General features: G+C 52.6%; 19 protein-coding genes. 9 read left to right on the plus strand and 10 right to left on the minus strand.

Going from position 1 to position 21,180, the window contains the following annotated elements; all coding sequences use genetic code 11:
• Positions 1–152: 152 nt before the first annotated feature.
• Genes P8S54_RS01790 through gloB form a run of 6 tightly spaced genes read right to left on the minus strand, consistent with a single transcriptional unit; the run spans position 153 to position 7,919 of the window.
• A complete protein-coding gene (locus P8S54_RS01790; RefSeq protein WP_281442977.1) occupies positions 153–1,751 on the minus strand; it encodes a dipeptide ABC transporter ATP-binding protein in 1,599 nt (532 codons plus the stop codon).
• The gene (locus P8S54_RS01795; protein ID WP_281442978.1) at positions 1,744–2,817 is read right to left on the minus strand and encodes an ABC transporter permease; all 1,074 of its coding nucleotides are present in this window, start codon (positions 2,815–2,817) and stop codon (positions 1,744–1,746) included. Before P8S54_RS01795 ends, P8S54_RS01790 begins: the two co-directional genes overlap by 8 nt.
• Before the next feature lie 2 nt (positions 2,818–2,819).
• A complete protein-coding gene (locus P8S54_RS01800) occupies positions 2,820–3,893 on the minus strand; it encodes a microcin C ABC transporter permease YejB (RefSeq protein ID WP_009097492.1) in 1,074 nt (357 codons plus the stop codon).
• Positions 3,894–3,913: 20 nt separating this feature from the next.
• A complete protein-coding gene (locus P8S54_RS01805) occupies positions 3,914–5,818 on the minus strand; it encodes an extracellular solute-binding protein (protein ID WP_281442979.1) in 1,905 nt (634 codons plus the stop codon).
• Between the two features lie 41 nt (positions 5,819–5,859).
• Entirely contained in the window at positions 5,860–7,122 is a 1,263-nt protein-coding gene (locus P8S54_RS01810) for a transglycosylase SLT domain-containing protein (RefSeq protein WP_281442980.1), read from the minus strand.
• Between the two features lie 29 nt (positions 7,123–7,151).
• Positions 7,152–7,919 (minus strand): hydroxyacylglutathione hydrolase, encoded by a 768-nt coding sequence (gene gloB, locus P8S54_RS01815; RefSeq protein ID WP_281442981.1) that lies wholly within the window; start codon positions 7,917–7,919, stop codon positions 7,152–7,154.
• Between the two features lie 179 nt (positions 7,920–8,098).
• Here gloB and P8S54_RS01820 point away from each other — a divergent pair, with 179 nt between their 5' ends.
• From P8S54_RS01820 to nudC, 4 genes are read left to right on the plus strand one after another with little or no spacing between them, the layout of a single operon-like run.
• Entirely contained in the window at positions 8,099–8,899 is an 801-nt protein-coding gene (locus P8S54_RS01820) for a methyltransferase domain-containing protein (RefSeq protein WP_281442982.1), read from the plus strand.
• On the plus strand, positions 8,892–9,371 hold the full coding sequence (rnhA, locus tag P8S54_RS01825; protein ID WP_281442983.1) for a ribonuclease HI: 480 nt from the start codon (positions 8,892–8,894) through the stop codon (positions 9,369–9,371). The genes P8S54_RS01820 and rnhA overlap by 8 nt, the downstream gene beginning before the upstream one ends.
• A complete protein-coding gene (gene dnaQ / locus P8S54_RS01830; RefSeq protein WP_009097480.1) occupies positions 9,359–10,096 on the plus strand; it encodes a DNA polymerase III subunit epsilon in 738 nt (245 codons plus the stop codon). Before rnhA ends, dnaQ begins: the two co-directional genes overlap by 13 nt.
• Complete coding sequence (nudC, locus tag P8S54_RS01835; protein ID WP_281442984.1) at positions 10,089–10,862, plus strand: NAD(+) diphosphatase; 774 nt, start codon at positions 10,089–10,091, stop codon at positions 10,860–10,862. Before dnaQ ends, nudC begins: the two co-directional genes overlap by 8 nt.
• Positions 10,863–10,916: 54 nt before the next feature.
• Here the strand turns inward: nudC and P8S54_RS01840 are convergent, their stop codons facing one another.
• Positions 10,917–11,228, minus strand: a complete 312-nt coding sequence (locus P8S54_RS01840) for an SCP2 sterol-binding domain-containing protein (protein ID WP_281442985.1) — start codon at positions 11,226–11,228, stop codon at positions 10,917–10,919.
• Between the two features lie 196 nt (positions 11,229–11,424).
• On the opposite strand from P8S54_RS01840, the gene sohB reads away from it, so the two are divergent.
• A complete protein-coding gene (sohB, locus tag P8S54_RS01845) occupies positions 11,425–12,471 on the plus strand; it encodes a protease SohB (RefSeq protein ID WP_281442986.1) in 1,047 nt (348 codons plus the stop codon).
• A gap of 49 nt (positions 12,472–12,520) precedes the next feature.
• Here the strand turns inward: sohB and P8S54_RS01850 are convergent, their stop codons facing one another.
• A complete protein-coding gene (locus P8S54_RS01850) occupies positions 12,521–12,841 on the minus strand; it encodes a metalloregulator ArsR/SmtB family transcription factor (protein ID WP_009097469.1) in 321 nt (106 codons plus the stop codon).
• A 297-nt stretch (positions 12,842–13,138) separates the two neighbouring features.
• On the opposite strand from P8S54_RS01850, the gene P8S54_RS01855 reads away from it, so the two are divergent.
• The 3 genes from P8S54_RS01855 (at position 13,139) to P8S54_RS01865 (ending at position 16,706) form a co-directional block, all read left to right on the plus strand.
• Positions 13,139–15,055 carry a propionyl-CoA synthetase gene (locus P8S54_RS01855; RefSeq protein WP_281442987.1) on the plus strand — a complete coding sequence of 639 codons (1,917 nt, stop codon included), beginning with the start codon at positions 13,139–13,141 and terminating at the stop codon, positions 15,053–15,055.
• Positions 15,056–15,214: 159 nt separating this feature from the next.
• Positions 15,215–15,883 carry a 7-cyano-7-deazaguanine/7-aminomethyl-7-deazaguanine transporter gene (locus P8S54_RS01860; RefSeq protein WP_009097465.1) on the plus strand — a complete coding sequence of 223 codons (669 nt, stop codon included), beginning with the start codon at positions 15,215–15,217 and terminating at the stop codon, positions 15,881–15,883.
• 16 nt (positions 15,884–15,899) lie between these two features.
• Entirely contained in the window at positions 15,900–16,706 is an 807-nt protein-coding gene (locus P8S54_RS01865) for an alpha/beta fold hydrolase (protein WP_281442988.1), read from the plus strand.
• On the opposite strand, the gene P8S54_RS01870 is transcribed toward P8S54_RS01865, so the two are convergent.
• Complete coding sequence (locus P8S54_RS01870; protein WP_281442989.1) at positions 16,687–18,111, minus strand: 3'-5' exonuclease family protein; 1,425 nt, start codon at positions 18,109–18,111, stop codon at positions 16,687–16,689. The genes P8S54_RS01865 and P8S54_RS01870 overlap by 20 nt on opposite strands.
• 33 nt (positions 18,112–18,144) lie before the next feature.
• Positions 18,145–19,293 carry an ABC transporter substrate-binding protein gene (locus P8S54_RS01875; RefSeq protein WP_281442990.1) on the minus strand — a complete coding sequence of 383 codons (1,149 nt, stop codon included), beginning with the start codon at positions 19,291–19,293 and terminating at the stop codon, positions 18,145–18,147.
• Between the two features lie 151 nt (positions 19,294–19,444).
• Between P8S54_RS01875 and P8S54_RS01880 the strand changes: the two genes are divergently transcribed.
• A complete protein-coding gene (locus P8S54_RS01880; RefSeq protein WP_105208884.1) occupies positions 19,445–21,151 on the plus strand; it encodes a potassium/proton antiporter in 1,707 nt (568 codons plus the stop codon).
• Positions 21,152–21,180 lie beyond the last annotated feature (29 nt).

Below are 21,180 nucleotides of genomic sequence, written 5' to 3' on the forward strand. Positions count from 1 at the left end.
TATGGATGAAAGTTTTCTGGCGCCCCATTGGCATGGCTTTGCAGTGGGGCGTTTTAATAGCAATGAGCATTTTTATACCGTTATCTTGTGTTGAGCTATACAGGCTGTTCATCTGTTAGCAAGTAGCGCCAAAACTGAGCGTTAAGCAGACGCTAGCTTAGATGGGCGGCTTCTATAAGCGCTTTGGTATAAGCGTGCTTAGGGGTAGCAAGTACTTCAAGGCAGTTCCCTTGTTCAACCACGACACCATCCTTGAGCACCATGATCCGGTGTGCCATGGCGCGAACCACGGCGAGGTCGTGGCTGATAAACAGGTAGCTTAGCTGGCGGCGTGCCTGAAGTTCGCGAAGTAGCGTCACTAGCTGCTTCTGCACGGTACGGTCTAGCGCTGAGGTTGGCTCATCCAATACCAGCAACTCTGGTTCTAAAATGATGGCGCGCGCCACGGCAATGCGCTGTCGCTGTCCGCCGGAAAACTCGTGAGGGTACCGCGCAGCACAGCTTTCCGTTAGGCCCACTTCGCGTAGCGTTCGGTGCACCCGCTCGGTGACTTCTGTGGTCGACAGAGTAGGGTAATGAAACCGCACACCTTCGCTAACAATATCAAACACGGACATGCGCGGGGAAAGTGCGCCGTAAGGGTCTTGAAACACCATTTGTAAACGATGACGCTGGCGCCTTAGCGCATCGCCGGAGAGTTGGCTTAGCGTGGCATCGCCCAATGAGACGTCACCTTGGCTAGTCACCAAACGCATGATCGCCGAGGCAAGGGTGGTCTTGCCAGAGCCAGATTCCCCGACAATGCCCAGGGTTTCACCAGGGGCAATAGTTAAATCTGTCGCTTTTAGGGCTTCAAAAGCGGGTGGCTGGCGCTGAAAAAGCCCCGTTTTAGGCCGCTTAAAACTAACGCTAAGCTGGTGCGTGGTTAATAGCGGTGTGGTATCGGTCGGTGCTGCTGGCCGGCCTTCGGGCTCCGCGGTAATCAGCGCTTTTGTGTAGTCGCTTTGCGGATTGTTAAATACCTCGGTAACGCTACCGGCTTCCTGCAGCTTACCTTGATACATGACGCAAACCCTGTCCGCGTGGCGGCGTACGAGATTCAAATCGTGGCTGATAAACAGCACACCCATGCCATGTTGGTCACGCAGTTCTTTGAGCAGGGCTAGAATTTCCTGCTGTACGGTGACGTCGAGGGCGGTAGTGGGTTCATCGGCTATTAACAGCGTTGGATTGTTGGCAATTGCCATGGCAATCATCACCCGCTGACGCTGGCCACCGGAAAGTTGATGAGGCCATGCATCAAGCAACTCTTCCGAGCGGGGTAGTTTGACCTGCTCTAGTAGCGATTTGGCGCGCATGCGAGCTGCTTGGCCGCTAAGCCCTTGGTGCAGCCGCAAGGTTTCACCGATCTGCTTTCCAATGCGGTGCAAGGGGTTAAGCGAGGTCATGGGCTCTTGAAAAATAAAGCCAACTCGGTTTCCCCGCACCCCGTTCCAATCCCGGCCAGTTAGTTGATTTAAGTCGATGTCCTCTAGCCACCGCCCACCATGAACAGTGGCGTTGCTGGGTAATAAATTAATGGCACCCAATGCAGAAACCGACTTGCCTGAGCCCGATTCACCCACAATGGCCAGCGTTTCACCCGCGTTCACAGTGAGCGAAAGGGAATCGACAACCACGTTGCCATCGAAGGAAACCGAAAACTCGTTTAAGCGTAGTAGCGGCTTAGCGGTGTTTACCTGATTAGGCATGCTGGGTTTCCTGGGCGGATGATGGGTGCTGCTTCACATGGCGTGGGTCGAAGGCATCCCTTAGGCCTTCGCCAATGAATACCAGCAACGAGAGCATAAAGGCTAACGTCATAAAGGCAGTAATGCCTAGCCAAGGGGCGTGTAGGTTGTTTTTGCCTTGTGCCGCCAGCTCCCCGAGGGAAGGAGCCCCAGGGGGCAGGCCGAACCCCAAAAAGTCGAGAGCGGTGAGTGTCCCGATAGCGCCAGTGAATAAGAAGGGAATAAAGGTAAGGGTAGCCACCATCGCGTTAGGTAGCACATGCCGCCACATAATTAGCCGAGAGGGCAGGCCCATCGCCTTTGCGGCGCGCACGTATTCCAGGTTTCGGGCGCGCAAAAACTCAGCGCGTACGATATCCACCAGCCCCAGCCACGAAAACATCAGCATAATGCCCAGTAGCCACCAAAAACCGGGCTGCACAAAGCTTGCAAGAATAATCAGTAAAAAAAGCACCGGCAGCCCCGACCATATTTCTGTCATGCGTTGCCCAATTAAATCCACCTTGCCGCCGAAGTAACCCTGAATGCCCCCTACCAGCACACCCAGAACCAGTGAGCCTGCGGTGAGCACTAAGGCAAAGACCACCGATAACCGAAACCCGTAAATGACACGTGCTAACACATCGCGCCCCTGGTCGTCGGTGCCCAGCCAGTGGCGGCCATCGGGCGGTGCAGGGGAGGGTTGGGTCATCTGCATGTCTAGCGTTTGGTAGGAGAACGGGATAAGGGGCCAAAGAGCCCAGCCGTTTTCGTTAATTTGCTGCTGAATGAAGGGGTCTAGGTAGTCGGTTCGTGTGGGTAAAAAACCGCCGAACTCTGTTTCTGGATAGGCGACGAGCAGCGGTATATACCATTGGCCGTCGTACTTCATCACGATAGGTTTGTCGTTGGCAATGAGTTCTGCGAACAGGCTGAGAATAAACAGCACGCCAAATAACCATAGCGAAACGCGTGCGCGTCGGTTGGCTTTGAAAGCCGCTAAACGGCGCAAGGTGATAGGCGATAGCCGAGAGGAGATAAAGCCCATCTTCACGACTCCCTTGAGGCAAAGTCGATGCGCGGGTCGACCCACACATAGGTTAAATCGGATATTAGCTTCAGTATCAGGCCGATGACGGTATACAGAAACAGCGTGCCAAAGATAACGGGGTAGTCCCGTTGCATAACGGCCTCAAAGCCCAACAAGCCCAGCCCATCCAGCGAGAAAATAACCTCAATGAGCAGTGCGCCGGTAAAGAAAATACCGATCATGGCGGCCGGCAGGCCAGCAATAATAATCAGCATCGCGTTACGGAATACGTGGCCGTAAAGAATACGATGCTCATCAGCGCCTTTGGCGCGGGCAGTGAGTACATACTGCTTGTGAATTTCGTCCAAGAAGCTGTTTTTGGTTAGCATGGTTAATGTCGCAAAGCTACCAATGGCGGCAGCCGTAACGGGAAGCGTGATGTGCCAGAAATAGTCTTTTACTTTGCCCCAGGGTGATAGGTCGGCAAAATCGGGCGAGGTTAAGCCACGCAGCGGGAACCAGTCCAGGTAGGTGCCCCCTGCGAACAGCACAATCAGCAAAATAGCGAATAAAAATCCTGGGATAGCGTACCCCACTACCACAAGCCCTGAGGTCCACACGTCAAAGCGCGAACCATGCCGAAGGGCTTTACGAATACCAAGCGGGATCGAAATTAAGTAAACCAGTAACGTCGTCCAAAGCCCTAGCGAGATGGACACCGGCAGGCGCTCAATCATTAGCTCGATCACCGGTCGGTCGCGAAAGAAGCTAGTGCCGAAGTCGAAGGTAAGGTAGTCCACCATCATGCCGATGAAACGTTCATGGGCGGGCTTATCAAAGCCAAACTGCTGCTCCAGCTGCTCTATAAAACGTGGATCGATACCCCGCGCACCACGGGAATCATCGCTTACTTGGACATCGGCACCGCCCATGTCCAAGCGTGTGCTGGCCATGGCATCAGCACCCTCAAAGCGTGCCAGCATCTGGTCGATGGGGCCGCCGGGGGCTGCTTGGACAATCATAAAGTTGAGCAACATGATGCCGAACAGGGTCGGTATCATCAGTAGCAAACGACGCAGGGTATAGCGTGCCACGGAATACTCCTTAAACAGGTTCAGCGGCGTCGATGACGGCGCTGCAGTTCTGCCTCGCGGTCGGTATCCACCCACCAGGCATCTAAATCCATGGCATATTCAGGGAAGGGCTCTGGATAACCAAATTTATCCCACACGGCAATACGGGTTTCCCCCGAGTGGTAATGGGGGATCACGTAAAATCCCCAGCGAAGTACTCGGTCAAGGGCGTGGGCAACGGTGTCGAGTGATTCACGATCCTCTGCGCGGATGAGCTGTTCAACCAGTGCATCAACGGCAGGGTGCGCTAATGCCATACGGTTACGGCTCTGGGGTGCTTCTGCGGCGGCACTTGTCCAGTAATCGCGCTGTTCGTTACCAGGGTTGTTTGACTGTGGAAAGTGGCTGATCACCATGTCGTAATCGTAGCTGCGTTGACGATTAAGGAATTGGTTAATATCCACTATACGCAGCGATGTTTGAACACCTAGGCGCGCCATATTGCGAAGCATGGGTTGTACCACCCGCTCCAAACCAGAATCATAAAGCAGCACTTCTAAGCTTAACGGGCGACCGGTGTCATTATTAACGAGCACGCCATCAACGACGTCATATCCCGCTTCACGTAATAAGTCCAAGGCTAGCCTCAAACGCTCACGTAGCTCAGTGGGGTGGGCAACAGGCAGTGGGTCGGTAAACAGTCTTTCAGACTGGTGAGAGGCGAGTAGCTCGTCTCGAAATGGCGCTAACAATGCCAGCTCTTCCTCTGAGGGTGGCCCGACAGCCTCCATTTCAGAGTTTTGGAAGAAGCTTTCAGTGCGCTGGTAAGTGTCGTAAAAAATATTGGTATTGAGCCACGGAAAATCGAAGGCCAGGCTCAACGCTTCACGCACGCGTGGATCTTGGAATTTCTCTTTACGCAGGTTGAACACAAACGCCTGCATCATCGAAGGATTTACATCGGGCACGGTAATGCGTTTCACCAATCCATCGCGATAAGCAGGGAAATCATAGCCGATGGCCCAGGTGGCCGCCCGAGCATCAACGCGAAAATCTGTCAAACCTGCTTTAAAAGCTTCCCAAGCAATATCACGGTCTCGGTAGTACTCATACACAATTTGGTCAATGTTGTAGCGGCCGACATTAACCGGTAGGTCTTTACCCCAATAGTTTTCGTCTCGCTGAAACACGATGCGTCGACCAGGATCTACGTTACTAATACGGTAAGGGCCAGAGCCGGGGTGGGCAGCAAGGGTAGGCGCGGTGAAATCCCGCGGCTCCCAGTAGTGACGGGGCAAGATGGGGAGTTGCGCCACAATTAACGGCAGTTCACGTGATTCAGTATCGTTAAACTCAAAGCGCACCTGGTGCTCGCTTTGGGCGATGACGCGCTCTACCCCCGCGTAATAACTAGCATAAAAAGGGTTACCTTCATCGCGTAATAGGTTGAACGAGAAGACCACGTCATAGGCTGTAACCGGCTCGCCATCTTGAAAACGTGCCTCAGAACGAAGGTCAAACTCAATCCACTCTCGGTTAGGGTCTAAGCGAACGCCTTTTGCCAATAACCCATACAGGCTAAAGGGTTCGCCAGGGTTGCTGGCCATCAACGTATCGTAGATGTTTGAAATTCCCGTGGCCGGGGTGCCGCGAATAATAAAGGGGTTGGTCGAGTCAAAGCTGCCGCCTACGGCGGTATGGGTGATAGTGCCGCCTTTGGGCGCCGACGGATTGACGTGAGGAAAGTAGGCGAAGTCCACTGGCAGCTCGGGGCTGTCGTAAAGAGACAGCCCGTGCTTGGTTTCAATAGGGGTAGAGGCGTACTCATTTACCACAAGTGGCGGTGTGCCGGTATTCGCCTCACGTTCCGAGGCAATGAGTGGCATGCTGAGCATAAAGCAGCTGGCTAGCATCATTGCTTTGGCAAACAACACACTGCGTGACATGAGTGACATCCTTTGTGAACACAGCCATTGGATACCCAGCTTTAACGCCCTGAGAGGCTAAGTAGTTGCCCTGGCTGAATGGATTCAGGTCGGGTTAGTGCATTCCATCTGATTAGATCCTGCTGATTAAGATTATAGCGTGCCGCAATGGCTGACAGGTTGTCACCATTTTCAACGCGGTGCACATCTGGGGTCGCCGTTGTGGCAAGCTCGCTGCTGCCTGATTGCGAAAGCTGAGCTAATACCTGTGTATCGACTTCTTCGGGCACTAATAACGTTTGTGCACTATGCAAATCGATACTGCCATTCAGCAGACCAGGGTTTAGCTCGGCCAGCGCGGATTGGCTGACATCTAATAACCGCGATGCTTGAGCAAGACTGACCGGCTGCTCTAACTGCACCTTGGCAAAGGCGGGGTCGGAGTGAATTTCCGGCAGGCTGATGCCATAAAATTCAGGGTCATTGATAATGGTGGCGATGGCTTTAAGCTTGGGGACGTACTGCATGGTTTCATTGGGGAGGGCAAGATCCCAGTACTCGCCTGGTAACCCTTGGCCCTGCGCTTGCCGTTGAGCGCGATTAACCGTGCCTGCGCCCGCATTATAGGCCGCCAGCGATAGCATCAAATCACCTTGGTACCACTCATCGGCCTGCATTTCTAGGTAATCCAGTGCTGCTTCGGTGGAAGTGACGACATCCAGCCGACCGTCGTAGTTACCGTTGCGCACTAAACCGAGCGCATCGCCCGTGCGCGGCATAAATTGCCATAGCCCGGCAGCTCCTCGGTGGCTACGTGCATTCGGGTCAAAGGAGCTTTCGACAAAAGGAATAAGGGCAATTTCACCCGGCAAGCCACGCTCTTTAACCTGCTGATTGATCCACGCTAGCCAGGGCGTAGCTCGCTCAGTGATGGCCACAATATTTTGCGGGCTTGCCTGATAATGCTCAATCCACTTATCGACTCTGGCTTGAGCCTCGGTAGATAGCTGCTTTTCTTGCCATTGAAAGTTTGCGCGTAACGAACTCCACGCATCCTTTGGTTCTAATACCAAGGCATCCCAGAAATGGGTATGAAAAGTGGAAGGCTGCGGCGTGGCCTGGGCAGTTGCAGGCTGCACTGTGGTATCCGGGGTGGCTGTTGCCGGCGAGGCGGTAGAAGATTCACCCGGCGTAGCGGACCTGTAAGTGCTTGTGTAATCGGTAGCAGAGGCCTGTGAATTTGCTGCCGCTGCCATAAAAAAGCCCATTATTACGGTGCTACCCGCGCTTAACAGCAGGCGCTGGCGAATCGTTCGATAAGTCATAGTCGGTACGTTTCTTTACGATAGTTTTCTTAAAAACGGTTCTTCCACTCGCGAAGAGTGGTGAATGTGGCGAGATCGTCATCATTAGAACCCTGTGTTCCTGCCGCTTGGCGAACGCTGTCGGTGCTCACACGCAGGTAGGGGTTAATTTTCAGCTCGCGTCCTATCGTGCTGGGTAAGGTGGGCCGGTCGAGTGCCCGCGCCTTTTCACACTCCTGCAAGGCGTATTCAACGTCTTTATTGTCAGGGTCTGCAGCACGTGCAAACGTTAGATTTGCTTGCGTATATTCATGGGCTGCAAAGACCAGTGTATCCTCAGGGAGTTCCGTAATCTTTTTCAGCGATGCGAACATTTGCTCAGGTGAACCCTCAAAAAGGCGGCCGCATCCTGCACAAAACAGCGTGTCGCCGCAGAACAGTAAAGCAGGAATGCCCGGTGTAAAGTAGCTGATGTGGTCCAGGGTGTGACCCGGTGTCGTAATTACTTCAAACAGCCGCCCCATGACTCTTACTTCGTCGCCTTCACCTACTGCTACATCAATACCTTCGATGGATGAGTTAGCAGGACCGATAACACGGGGCGAGTAGCGTTTAATCAGTTCATTCAGCCCACCGGTATGATCGTGGTGATGGTGGGTAATTAATATGGTGTCTAGTTTTAGAGAGTCTCGCTCCAGAATCTCGATAACCGGCGCCGCTTCACCAGGATCCACTACGCAAACGCTTTGACTGGTATCTTGTCTCAATAGCCAAATATAGTTATCGCTAAGGGCGGGAATCGGTGTCACGCTCATCATGGGCGAGATCCTTTGAAGTTCGAATAACGAATAAGTAGTAATAAATTGGTGCTAGTAATCTGCACACTAACTGCACATAACTATGCTGTGCTGAGCAACTGTTAGACCGTTTATTTGACGCGCGCAAGACCGGCGCCAATGTCGCTAAAAGATAGCTACTGTGGAGGGAAGCGCTGTTCATGTCAAATTCGTCAATGGCACCGATGCTCGCTAAGCGGATGGCTCAAAGTCAGGCGTACTGGCAAACCGAAGCTGGCCGTTCACTATGGGATGTGCAGCGCGCTTGCTTAGGCCCGGTTGTTGAAGGGCGCAAGGGGGGGCATAGCTTAGAGATGAGTATGGGGCCGGCATTAATGACCATGTCAGCGATTCCCCACATGATGCGCTGGGCGCCTACCCGCGCCCTGGCAGAGTCGCCCTCTACGCTGGTGTGCCCGCCAGGCCAACTGGCGCTGCCAGACCGCTGTTTAGATACCGTGGTGGTACATCATTGGCTGGAGCATCTACCTGATGCTCACTACACCCTTCAAGAGGCAGCGAGAGTGACGGCTGATAACGGTGTATTAGTACTGTTTGGCTTTAACCCTGTTAGCCTCAGCGGGGTCGCTCAGCGCTGGCGTAAAAAGCAGCCTCAGTTTCCGTGGAATGGGCAGTGGCGCACCGCGAATCGGCTGCGAGACTGGCTGGCGTTTGTCGACTTTGAGGTGGAGCGCGTAGACTATTGCTGCTTTCGAGGCCTAGTGAACGCCAAGTGCGGCGAACATTGGGAGGCTTGGGGGCGAAGACATAATCTTCCCCTTGGTGAAAGCTACATGATTCAAGCGCAGCGGCGCCAGCGCCATGCGCCTATCGAGCGAGTTAAGTTTGGCCTAAGCGCCCCCGTTTCATCCTCCACGTTAGGTGCGACACGAACCGGCGCTTCGGCGCGCTATCAGGCATCAGATCAACGTCGTCAAAATAAGGATAGAGAGCGTGAGTAAGCAAGTAGCCGAGGGGCTGCCTCAGGTGACGGTTTATACCGACGGGGCGTGCCGAGGAAATCCTGGCCCAGGTGGTTGGGGAGTGGTGCTCTCTAGTGGTCAGCACGAGAAGACGCTCAAAGGCTACGAAGCCGAGACGACAAATAATCGTATGGAGTTAATGGCCGCTATTATGGCGCTGCGTACCCTTAACAAATCCTGTGAAGTGGCGCTTTGGACGGATTCTCAATACGTGCGTCAGGGCATTACTCAGTGGATACATAACTGGATTAAGCGAGGCTGGAAAACCGCCGCCAAGCAACCGGTAAAAAACGCTGAACTTTGGAAAACCCTTCACGAAGAAACTCAGCGGCACAAGGTGGAGTGGCACTGGGTGAAAGGGCATAGCGGTCATCCCGGTAACGAACGTGCAGATGCCTTGGCCAACGAAGCAATTGATGAGCACCAAAGGAGAGCCGCATGCGCCAAGTAATCTTAGATACTGAAACAACGGGCATTGATCCAAAAGATGGCCATCGTTTGGTAGAAATTGGTGCTGTTGAAATGATCAACCGGCGCTTTACTGGCCGCACTTACCATCAATACATCAATCCCGAACGGCATATTGACGCTGAAGTTGTCGCTGTTCACGGCATTGATGACGCCAAAGTTGCTAATGAGCCAGTATTTGCAGAAATCGCCGAGGCTTTCTGGGCATTTATCGATGGGGCCGAGCTGGTTATTCATAACGCGCCCTTCGATGTTGGGTTTATCGACCATGAATTGACGATGCTCAGTCAGCGTCATAAAGCGCCAGTGCTGGGTCCTGTTCGGGAACATTGCCGTATTTTGGATACGCTGGTGATGGCGCGCGAGAAGCATCCTGGCCAGCGCAATAATCTGGATGCGCTGTGTAAGCGCTACGATATCGACAACGGCCACCGGGTGCTCCACGGTGCACTGTTAGATGCCGAAATTCTCGCCGAAGTGTATTTGGCCATGACCGGCGGCCAAACAGCGCTCATCCTGGATGCTGATACCTCATCAAATAAACAGCAACAGCAGCAGGCAACTGAAGGTCTAGCGGTTAAGCGGCTTTCACTTACCCCTGGTCAGCTACGGGTGATTCGCCCGAGTGCTGACGAGCAGGCAGCCCACCAGGCTAAGTGTGAAACTCATCACCTGCGCTGGTTTGAGGAAACTCAAGCCGATGCTTAAACGTGAAATACCCCACCATGCCCGTGAAGGCCGCGTGATTCGTGTATCCCGCAGCCGTATTGCCCCTGCACTGCTCGACGGTGAGCTAACCCCGCTTCAGCCCCTCCAGCCTTGGAGTGAGCAGATGCAGCCGCTGTGCTATTGGCACGATGAGCCTGTTGCGCTGCTGGTTGAGCGCACGCCGGGCGAAGACTGGATTGACGGCCGGCAATGGCTAGGGCAGTTGGCAGCTTCATGGTTCAGCTTGCTTTCTACTGCGTTACAGGTGGGTGCTTGGCTTGAAAACCATCGGTTTTGCGGGCGCTGTGGCGAGAAGGCCACCAAACTTGAAGCCGAGTTTGCTATGCATTGTCACGCCTGTGGGCACCGCAATTATCCACGTATTTCACCGTGTATTATTACCCTAGTGACCAGCGGCGAAGCGATGTTGTTGGCGCGTAGCCCGCGCTTTCCTCCTGGCCGCTATTCAACGCTTGCGGGATTTATTGAGCCTGGCGAGTCTGCTGAAGAGGCTGTGCATCGAGAGATATTCGAAGAGGTTGGTGTCCACGTAGATAAGCTCCGTTACCACCAGAGCCAGGCGTGGCCGTTTCCGCATTCGTTGATGTTTGGCTTTTTTGCTGAAGCGACCACGCGGCGTATTCGCATTGATGGCGTGGAAATTAGCGATGCCGCGTGGTTCTCGCCGCGTCAGCTACCTGCGCTGCCGCCGCCTTACTCTATTTCCCGTGAGCTCGTTGAAACTCACTTGGCCCGTTGGCGTTAATCACTTTGGCCGATTAACGCCCACCGAAGACGATGTTTTAGGGCGGTGTACGGATTACTTGCTGGGGAACAGCGTTGTGAGTTTAGTGGCGAGCATGACATTACCGGTCGCTTTCAGCTTGCCGGTCATGAAAGCCGTCATGCCGTTTACATCGCCACTCATGATGCCTTTTAGGGTGTCAGTGCTCATGGTTAGGCTGACAGAAGGGTCGTCGTGCTCACCTTCTTGGGCATCTAAGGTGCCGTCTTGAATATTCAAATAGTGGCTTCCCGCATCAGTGAAATGAAACTGAAACACTTCGTCCATGCCTTTGGCAGCTTCTGGGTTGAAGCGGGCTTGCAACTTTTCAAGGGTATTCGATGACATAGTAAAATTCCTAATGGCTTATGGGTGAGTTATGGGTTGCTGTCCAAGATTGTTGGTGAATCAGCACGTTGACCATGAGATTATTTCAAACAATTGTTTTAATCAAGCGCCGTAGGCTGAGTGCAATACGTTCTTAGGCCTAAGGGTGGGCACGGTAAAGCTTTTAAGCGTTTAAACACAGTATTGGGAGCAGCATATGAGTGAGTGGGTAGTAGAGATAGGCACCTTCCTGGTTCAGGCGGTCATTGTGATAGCGCTAATTGGGTTCGTTCTGGTGCTGATCATGCGCAGCAAGGAATCTGACGATGGCAGCCTTAAGCTGAACGTTGAGTCGTTAAATGATCAGCGTCGCTCCCGAGGGCGTCGCTTACGTGTGACCACCACAGAGCATGGGGCGCGTAAAAAGCTCATCAAAGCGTTTCGCCAAGAGGAGAAAGCGCGACATAAAGCGGCAAAAAGCGGTAAAAGCGAGCAACAGCATTCACCGAAAGTGTGGGTTCTGGATTTTCATGGGGACTTGAAAGCGTCGCAAACTGAGCAGTTCGCTCAAGAAGTTTCAGCGATTATCGAGGTCGCAACGGCAGAAGATGAAGTGATTGTGCGCCTTGAGTCCGCAGGTGGTTTGGTTCACGGCTATGGGCTTGCAGCGGCTCAATTAGACAGGCTACGGGTGGCGGGTCTAACGACTACTGTGTGTATCGATAAAGTGGCTGCTAGTGGTGGCTACATGATGGCCTGTACCGCTAATCACATTAAAGCAGCCCCCTTTGCAGTCATTGGCTCTATTGGCGTTGTTGCGCAGGTGCCCAATATTCACCGGCTGCTTAAGCGCCACGATATTGATGTGGAACTGCTGACCGCTGGTAAATATAAGCGCACCTTGACCGTCCTGGGAGAAAATACCCAAGAGGGGCGCGAGAAGTTTATTGATGATCTGGAAAACACTCACCAGCTGTTTAAAAACTTCGTCTCCCAGCATCGTCCTGCTATGGATATCGACAAGCTAGCGACGGGTGAAATCTGGTACGGGAGCGAGGCCCTTGAGCAGCAGCTAGTGGATAGCGTTGGTACTAGCGAGGCTTACCTAGTTGAGCGTATGGCCGAAGCAGAGGTTTATCACGTTAAGCTTGAACCACCCAAAACGATTAGTCGTAAAATCGGCTTGGCGGTTTCAGTCGGAGTAGAGCAAGCCGCCGTCAAAGCGCTAGGGCTAATTGACTCTGCGGGGTGGCAGCGTCGTTAGGAGGCGCCCACCTAAGCCTGCTTCAACCACGGTTTAAGGCGCCATAGAGTTACGCTGCGTAGTGGTGCGCCAAGGTGTCAATAATGGCCTTGGCGCTATCACTTTTAAGTGAATAATAAATGGTTTGGGACTCCCTGCGGGTGTTAACCAACTGGTCGCGCCGCAAGATTGCAAGGTGTTGTGAGAGTGCCGACTGGCTAAGAGCAAGTTGCTGATTAATTTGGGTTACCGACAGCTCTGTTTCCGCTAATAAGCAAAGGATTTGCAGACGCTTTTCATTGGCAAGGGCTTTAAGCAAATTAGTACCTGCCTCAATGGCATGGCCGTTATGCTCTAAGAGGCGTGAGGCGGCGCTTGGGGAAGCAGACATGAGTTTCTCCTTGCCTACACTGATGACACAGCGTTGTTATGGTTTTATAGGCATTTTCGCGTCGGGAGCATACCGCGAGAATTGTTTATTCAATGATCAGTAATTTAGCGTGTTTTGTCCAAAAGCTGGTTTAACGGTTAATCAATGGTAGTGTCTTCTTGATTTGTCGACAATCTGTGTGGGCTTATGCGGCTTTGGTCGCGATTTATCCCATAGTATGAGGGTGGTCAAGCGATTAACTTTATAAAGTGTCAACAATCAGATCCATTTCGTTGACAAAGCCCAGGCAAGGCCACTATGACTCTCTATCAGAACATCTTCCAGCAATCGGTGGAGCACCCCGAAACCTTTTGGGCTGAACAGGCTAAAAGGCTTCCATGGTACACGCCTCCCACTCAGACGCTCTCCTATGATGATCAGCAGCATGCCCGCTGGTTTGGCGATGGCGAGTTGAATATTTGCTATGCCGCCATTGACTATCATGTGGAACAAGGACGCGGTAGCCAGCCGGCTATTTATTGGGATTCCCCCGTAACTCAGTCAAAGGAAACTATTACCTACCAGGAGCTACGTGACCGCGTGGCCCAGTTCGCAGGCGGTCTTGCAACGCTCGGGGTGGCTAAAGGCGACCGAGTGGTGATCTACATGCCGATGGTGCCTGAAGCACTAATTGCCATGTATGCCTGTGCTCGGCTGGGCGCGGTGCACTCTGTCGTGTTTGGTGGTTTTGCACCCCATGAGTTAGCCGTTCGAATTGAAGACGCAGAGCCAAAGGTGGTTATTGCGGCCTCTTGCGGAATCGAAGTTGATAAGGTGCTGCCTTACAAACCTATTATTGATCAGGCTATCGCCCAAAGTAGCTTTAAGCCTGAAGCGTGTGTGGTCTTCCAGCGTGATGCCCTTCAGGCCGACTTAGCGCAGGGGGATCATGACTGGCAAGCGCTAGTAGCAGACGCTCCCTTTGCTGAGTGTGTGCCTGTTAAGGCAACTGACCCCTTGTATGTGCTCTATACCTCAGGTACGACGGGTAAGCCCAAAGGCGTCGTGCGTGATACTGGCGGCTATGCGGTGGCACTGGCCTACTCCATGGAAGCGATTTATGCGCTGCAGCCGGGCGATGTAATGTTTACCGCCTCGGATGTCGGGTGGGTCGTCGGGCACTCCTATATTGTTTATGCGCCGCTGCTGAGAGGCTGCACGACGATTATTTATGAAGGGAAGCCAGTAAAAACGCCGGATGCGGGTAGCTTCTGGCGATTAATCCAAGAGTATAAGGTTAAGAGCTTCTTCACCGCGCCAACAGCCTTTCGGGCGATTAAAAAAGAGGATCCAGACGCTAAGCTACTGGAAAATTACGATATCAGTAGCCTTGAGCATCTGTACGTTGCTGGCGAGCGGCTAGATCCACCGACTTTCCATTGGTTAGATGATTTGTTAGATGTGCCAGTGATCGATCACTGGTGGCAAACCGAAACAGGTTGGCCCATTGCCGCTAACTTACCTGGTATAGAGGCTACACCTACCAAAGCAGGTTCTGCGACGTACCCTGTGCCTGGGTTTAATGTGCAAATCTTAGATCGCGATGGTGAAACCGCAGCGCCCATGCAGCAGGGAAGTGTGGTGATCAAGCAACCGCTTCCGCCAGGGTGCTTAACCGGTATTTGGCGCGACCCACAGCGGTTCCATAGCGCCTACATGGCGGCGTTCCCTGGCTATTACTTAACCGGTGATGGCGGCTATTTTGATGAAGATGGCTATTTGTTCATCATGGGCAGAACCGACGATGTTATTAACGTGGCTGGGCATCGTCTCTCAACGGGTGAAATGGAAGAGGTGGTAGGCGGGCACCCAGCCGTTGCTGAATGCGCAGTCATTGGTATCCACGATGACTTGAAAGGTCAGCTTCCGATTGGCTTGGTGATTACCAAAGATGGCTTTGAGGGCGATGAAGCGCAACTCGAGGCCGATCTGATTAACTTGGTGCGTGAGCGTATTGGGCCGATTGCGTGCTTTAAGCAAGTGCTGGTGGTTAGCCGTTTGCCTAAGACGCGTTCCGGGAAAATATTGCGTAAGCTGTTACGCAATATTGCTGATGGTAAGTCGTTTGGCATACCTTCAACAATCGATGATCCAACCAGCCTAAGTGATGTGCACACCGCCATGTGCGAACGTTCAGTAGGTGCTGCTGAACAGGCTACACCGTTGGACGCTTAATGTTGTGAAACTGTGGCACGGCGACTGCCCAAGCCGCTCGATTCGTCGAGCGGCTTTTTTATTGCCCAGCGGAAAGCGTATAATGCGCGCCCGTTAGCGTTAAAACGCTTTTTTGAGGGTTCCCTAACCCCTCATGTGATTAAAAAAAGGCCATCCTGAATGTTTGCATTAACTGATACCCAATACCGCCGCTGCTTGGTGGTGATGATCGCTTTTCATATTGGCATTATTGCTGCAAGTAACTACTTGGTTCAGCTGCCGTTTACGTTATTTGGTTTTCATACCACCTGGGGTGCATTCAGTTTCCCCTTTATCTTTCTGGCGACGGATTTAACCGTACGGTTATTTGGTAAAAGGCCAGCACGTTCAATTGTCCTGCGTGTTATGTTTCCGGCGTTGGTAGTCTCGTATGTGGTATCGGTTGTTTTTCCACGGGGCAGCTTTGCTGGACTAGAAGCCTTGGGCGAGTGGAATTTGTTTGTGGCACGTATCGCGCTGGCTAGCTTCCTGGCCTATGTGATAGGGCAGTTGCTAGACGTGCAGGTGTTTGATCGTTTACGCCAATGGGCGTGGTGGGTAGCGCCAGTATGCTCAACGGTATTAGGCAACTTAGCCGATACCTTCGCGTTTTTCTTTGCGGCTTTTTACAACAGCCCAGACCCCTTTATGGCTAATCATTGGGTTGAGATTGCGGTGGTCGATTATGTGATTAAGCTAGGTATCAGCCTACTCTTTTTCCTGCCACTTTACGGCTTATTGTTAGCCTGGCTTACCCGTCACTTGGTGGTGTGGACAGGCCAAACAGATGCGCCCCCTCGAACTGCATAATGGCTAAGGAGCCCGCATGACCGAACTTGCCGCCGTTGAACTTCATGTCATTGACCTGCCTGCCGAGCAAGGCAGTCATGACCAGCTTCCGTTAGTGGTTATCCATGGCCTGTTGGGCAGCGCTGATAACTGGCGCTCTCATCTCAAAGTGTGGCAGCAGACTCGCCGTGTAATTGCAGTTGATCTGCGTAACCATGGCCGCTCACCCCATGTAGAGGGCATGAGTTATAAAGCCATGAGCCAAGATGTGCTGGCAGTATTGGACAAGCTTTCGATTGAGCGTGCGCATGTTCTTGGGCACTCCATGGGCGGCAAAGTCGCTATCACGTTAGCCCGTGTTGCACCAGAGCGCTGCGCGTCCTTGGTGGTGGCTGATATCGCACCGGTGGCTTATCAGCATGGTCATGATGATGTGTTTGCTGCTCTTGAGCGTGTAAAAGCAGGGAAACCTACTAACCGTCGCGAAGCGGATGCGTTGCTTGCCGAACACGTTGATTCACGTCCTACCCGGCTGTTTCTTGCCACGAACCTAGTGCGCAACGATGAAGGAAGTATGAGTGTGCGTGTTGGTTTAGATGAGATTCAGCGGGGCTATGAAGCCATTATTGGTGTGCCAGACGGCGAGGGTGCTTTTGATGGCCCAACGCTGGTGCTGCGTGGCGCTGATTCTCATTACGTCAGCGATGATATGCTGCCAGCACTGCGGGAAATGCTACCGAAGGCAAGAGTGGTAACCCTCAAAGAAGCGGGCCACTGGCTGCATGCTGATCAGCCTGAAGCATTTCAGCAAGCGGTTGAGGTTTTTATCGCGGCGCAGTCTTAGGCATTGAGGCCGGCTGATTCTCAAGCTGGGTGATTTTTAGACAGTGTTGCTCTGGGTTGCGTAGGAATCGATTTAGGATACGGTAAGTGTCGGCATCAAACTGTGGGTTTGAAGCGATAAGCTTTCTAGCCGCAGTTAACGTTCCTGCGCGACCTAGGTAGCACCAGTGATCTACCACATGATACGCACTGCTCCGAGTGTTTTGGCCTTTCTCACGGATCACAATTCGGCCAGGCCATGGCCAAGTGCCAACCTGGAGTTTTTCCATTGCTTCCTGTGCACGTTGAGTGTGCTCTTTCAGTCCTTCTTTACCGCAGCAAGCACCTTTGCATTTACCCAGCTGGTTGGCAAAGCAGCGGCCCTTACCTTTTTCTAAGCCAAGTACCTGTGGACATAGCTGGTGCGTTTCACTCAGAGAGCGCAGTGTGTCTTTAGCTTCTTTGGCGCTGCGAAAAAGTCCGTAAAAGCTACCTGACTGGGGCTGCCCCAGGGCGCTGCCATTAATCAAAGTGGGAGCGTGTTGCTTGGCTGGCCAGTGCCAGGTGTTTAATTTTCCTTGGCGCCTAAGTTGTCGGTTCATTATGGGCATCAGTTGCTTAATCAGCTGAGCCTCTCGAAGTTGGGCGCCCATGTCGCCTGCCGTCTCTTCCCACTCAACATGCTGTATTTGTTGGGCTAGGCGCATTTCTTTGTCATCTTGGTAATCGCGCTGAAAGTGGCCCAGCACGCGGCTGCGTAAATTGATGCTTTTGCCAACATAAAGGGGTAGTCGGTTATGACCGTAAAAGAGATAGACGCCAGGCGTTGAGGGTAACCCTTCAAGCTGTGTGCTATCTAAATGGGCGGGTAAGCTGCGGTGGCGCTGTTCATCGCTAAGGGCAGCCTGCCAGGTAGCCTTGTCATAGAGGCGTTGCCACGCTTGCCACAGCTGCCATAGCGCTAACGCGTCGTCTTCTGCCCGATGGTGGCGGTCTACCGCTATTGCATAGCGCTCCACAAGTGCTGCGAGGTTGTGCTGAGCTGCCTGAGGGGCAAGGCGTCTTGAAACGCGTAATGTGCAGATTAACGTGGCGCGGAAGTCGATGCCTGAACGCTTAAATTCATTGCGCAGAAAGCTGTAATCAAAGCGTGCATTGTGCGCGACTAAACGGCCATCCCCCAGCCACTGGCGAAACTCAGCTGCTACCTGCTGAAACGAGGGGGCATGAGTGAGCATGCCGTCCTTAATTCCTGTCAGTTGGCTGATGTGCGCAGGAATTTTACATCCAGGGTTAATCAAGCTGCTCCAGCGCTCAGTGATGCTGCCGTCAACTACCTTCAACGCTGCCACTTCAGTGATGCGGTCACGGGTGGCTCGTGTGCCGGTGGTCTCTACATCAATGAAAATTAACGGTGCTTCGCTCATATCGCTCCAGCACAAAAAATTCAGTTTACTAAATTACATTGAATGGGGGTCAATCGCTAAGCGTGACACGGGCAGTACTGCGTCGATAAGTTCAGCCTGCAGTAAAAAACTTTCAAACGCCGCATAGCGTCGTGTATCAAGGGCGGCTGGGCTCAAGGTCATCCGTCTGAGCAAATCTTCCCAGGCAGCGGCGTTAATGGTGTTATCAACGACCGGATAGGTTGTGGCTAATAGAGACCAGGCGGCATCAGGGTTTTCGATAATCCAATAACTGGCTTCTTCAAGCGCGATTAGAAAGCGAGACCACGTGGGGGCGCGACGAATAGCTGTGTCGCTATTGGCCAATATGATGAGCCCGTCATGGCGGGGTATTTCTAAATCGTGGTATTGGATGACATGGGTTGCAATGCCTTCTGTTGCAAGCTGAGGGGGTAAATAGTGAAAGAAACCATCCGCGATGGCATCCACTCTTCCTTCTCGTAGTGCCGTAGTGGTGCCAAAACGGACGCTCTCTGGCCGCATGAAATCATCTATTTGCTGGACTGAGCGGGGCAGTAATTGTTGTAGTACCGCATCACGACCTTCACGGGTAGAAAAGCCATAGTGTAGTTCCGCAAGATGCATGTGGGGATCCTCGCCCTGGTGTTGGGCCCCGGATACAATAACTGCGGTCAGTGGTGTTTCAAAAAGGGTGCCAATACGGATAATCGGCGACCCTTCGTGGGCATGCAAATGCAGCAAGGGTTGTCGAGTTAGCGCAAGATCGACGTCGCCAGCAGCTAACAGCTTAATCGCGATGGTGGGGTCTGCGGGGGATTGTAGTTCAATCTCAAGCCCCTGTGCGGCAAAAAGGCCTCGCTCTTGGGCAATAATTAGGGCTGCATGTTGAGGGCTCAAGTACCAGTCCAGCATGAGCGTAAGCTGCTTTAAAGGAGGAGGGTCTAACGGCGGCGGTGGGGTCAGTGCCATTGTTGGCACCTCCTCGTCGGCGTTCTCCTCAGCCATAGACTGCAATAACGCTTCTGGAACCTTTACCTCGCTTTCAAGGTGCAGCACTTCAACTTCTTCGACGCTTGCTTCATTGGCGTAAGCAACTGAATCTGAAAATAATAATAAAATTACTAATGCCAGCGGTGTGAGTGCCAGCGCGACTAACCATCGGTGAGGCAAATGTTGCAACATAAACAATAACTCCAGACATCGTGACGGCGGAGTGTAGCCGTGAGGTTAAGCATCTGACCAGCCCCATCGCGAATCAACCCGGTAATATGTCACAGTAAATTCAACGGTGGCATGCAATAATAGAGCGGCATTGATGTAGAGACGGAGACACATGGACGCAATTTATACGTTCTTTTTAGTTGGTGGTTCGCTCATGGCGCTTAGCATTTTAGCGAGCCGCCTTTCATCAATGGTTGGCCTCCCGTTACTGCTTATCTTCCTTGGGCTTGGCATGTTGGCCGGTGAGGAGGGTGTGTTAGGCGTCGTGTTCGACGATTATTCAATGGCCTTTACGATTGGCCACTTGGCCCTGGCCATGATTTTGTTAGATGGTGGTTTACGCACCCGCCTGAAAACATTCCGTGTAGGCTTCAGGCCCGCGCTTTCTCTCGCAACGTTCGGCGTTTTTATTACTAGCGCCATTGTTGGTTTGATTGCCATGTGGGTGTTTGATCTAACGCTGATTCAAGGGCTTTTGGTGGGGGCGATTGTTGGCTCCACCGATGCGGCAGCCGTTTTCTCAATGCTAAGCGGCCGTGGTGTTAACTTGAATGAGCGGGTGGGTGCAACCCTTGAAATTGAGTCGGGCACCAACGACCCGATGGCAATTTTTCTAACGTTGATGCTGGTTGAGTTACTGGTCGGCGATATTGGCGGTTCGCTCGATACACTATTGTTCTTTATTTCCCAGTTCGGTATTGGCTTGTTAATCGGCATAGGAGGGGGCTGGTTAAGCGCTAAGCTTTTGCGATGGCTTGACCTTGCGCCAGGGCTTTACGCGATGCTGGCGCTGGCGCTTGGGTTTAGTGTCTTTGGTTTAACCAGTGTGCTAGGTGGAAGCGGTTTCTTAGCTATCTATTTAGCCGGTTTGATGATTGGCAACCAACCAGGCCGCCACCTCAACTTTATTTTGCCTGTGCACGATGGTTTGGCATGGTTAAGCCAAATAGGCCTTTTCCTGGTGCTGGGGCTGTTGGTTACCCCAAGCGAGCTCTGGGAAGTGGCACTGCCTGCTAGTTTAGTCGCATTGGCGCTAATTTTTATTGCTCGCCCTTTGGCCGTACTGATTACGATTAAGCCCTTTTTCAAATTTCGTTGGCGAGAAACCTGGTTCATTGCCTGGGTAGGATTGAGAGGGGCTGTTCCTATCGTATTGGCTATTTTTCCGGTGATTGGCGGCGTCGAAAACGCCTCGCTCTACTTTAATGTGGCATTTGCAGTGGTGTTAATGTCGCTGCTCATTCAGGGCGGCTCACTCACGCTAATGGCGCGTTGGTTAAAGGTAGAAGTGCCCGTAGGGACTACCCCCAACCGCCGTGGACCGCTTGGCATACTGCCGGAAAATGATTTTGAAATGTTTGTCTATGTGGTCGAAAACCAAGACTTAGAAGATGTGCCGATTCGGCTTTTACGCTTTCCGTCCGGCGCTCTGATTTCTGCTCTGTTTCGCGATCATGCCATGCTTCACCCTAAAGGCAGTACGCGGCTCAAACTCAATGACGTGATTTGTGTTATCGGGCGTTCAGAAGACCTGGTAGCGCTGAATCGACTGTTTAATGGCGATGCTAAGCTTAAGCAAGAGCGCGCTTTCTTCGGTACCTTTACCCTAGATGGCAGCGCTCAAATGCAGGATGTTGCCCAGGCTTACGGCTTAACGTTAAGCCCGGGGGAGCAGGATATGACGCTGGCCGAATTTGTCTCGTTGCGAGTGGGTGGACACCCCGTCGTAGGTGATGACGTAGATTGGCATGGCATTCACTGGGTCGTCAGTGCTATGGAAGGCGGCAGTATTACCCGGGTAGGTTTAAGATTGTACTAATTCACCCTAAAGGCATTGACTTCGAAGGA

The sequence above is a fragment of the Halomonas sp. M1 genome, from assembly GCF_029581375.1.
Lineage (GTDB): Bacteria > Pseudomonadota > Gammaproteobacteria > Pseudomonadales > Halomonadaceae > Vreelandella.

What these genes read in the sequence shown, in the direction of transcription:
- P8S54_RS01840 (WP_281442985.1), bottom strand. Translation starts at nt 11,228, where the DNA reads ATGTCATCGAATACCCTTGAAAAGTTGCAAGCCCGCTTCAACCCAGAA.
- P8S54_RS01870 (WP_281442989.1), bottom strand. Translation starts at nt 18,111, where the DNA reads ATGAGCGAAGCACCGTTAATTTTCATTGATGTAGAGACCACCGGCACA.
- P8S54_RS01790 (WP_281442977.1), bottom strand. Translation starts at nt 1,751, where the DNA reads ATGCCTAATCAGGTAAACACCGCTAAGCCGCTACTACGCTTAAACGAG.
- P8S54_RS01865 (WP_281442988.1), top strand. Translation starts at nt 15,900, where the DNA reads ATGACCGAACTTGCCGCCGTTGAACTTCATGTCATTGACCTGCCTGCC.
- P8S54_RS01880 (WP_105208884.1), top strand. Translation starts at nt 19,445, where the DNA reads ATGGACGCAATTTATACGTTCTTTTTAGTTGGTGGTTCGCTCATGGCG.
- dnaQ (WP_009097480.1), top strand. Translation starts at nt 9,359, where the DNA reads ATGCGCCAAGTAATCTTAGATACTGAAACAACGGGCATTGATCCAAAA.
- P8S54_RS01805 (WP_281442979.1), bottom strand. Translation starts at nt 5,818, where the DNA reads ATGTCACGCAGTGTGTTGTTTGCCAAAGCAATGATGCTAGCCAGCTGC.
- P8S54_RS01795 (WP_281442978.1), bottom strand. Translation starts at nt 2,817, where the DNA reads ATGGGCTTTATCTCCTCTCGGCTATCGCCTATCACCTTGCGCCGTTTA.
- P8S54_RS01855 (WP_281442987.1), top strand. Translation starts at nt 13,139, where the DNA reads ATGACTCTCTATCAGAACATCTTCCAGCAATCGGTGGAGCACCCCGAA.
- P8S54_RS01810 (WP_281442980.1), bottom strand. Translation starts at nt 7,122, where the DNA reads ATGACTTATCGAACGATTCGCCAGCGCCTGCTGTTAAGCGCGGGTAGC.
- nudC (WP_281442984.1), top strand. Translation starts at nt 10,089, where the DNA reads ATGCTTAAACGTGAAATACCCCACCATGCCCGTGAAGGCCGCGTGATT.
- sohB (WP_281442986.1), top strand. Translation starts at nt 11,425, where the DNA reads ATGAGTGAGTGGGTAGTAGAGATAGGCACCTTCCTGGTTCAGGCGGTC.
- P8S54_RS01850 (WP_009097469.1), bottom strand. Translation starts at nt 12,841, where the DNA reads ATGTCTGCTTCCCCAAGCGCCGCCTCACGCCTCTTAGAGCATAACGGC.
- P8S54_RS01820 (WP_281442982.1), top strand. Translation starts at nt 8,099, where the DNA reads ATGTCAAATTCGTCAATGGCACCGATGCTCGCTAAGCGGATGGCTCAA.
- P8S54_RS01875 (WP_281442990.1), bottom strand. Translation starts at nt 19,293, where the DNA reads ATGTTGCAACATTTGCCTCACCGATGGTTAGTCGCGCTGGCACTCACA.
- gloB (WP_281442981.1), bottom strand. Translation starts at nt 7,919, where the DNA reads ATGATGAGCGTGACACCGATTCCCGCCCTTAGCGATAACTATATTTGG.
- P8S54_RS01860 (WP_009097465.1), top strand. Translation starts at nt 15,215, where the DNA reads ATGTTTGCATTAACTGATACCCAATACCGCCGCTGCTTGGTGGTGATG.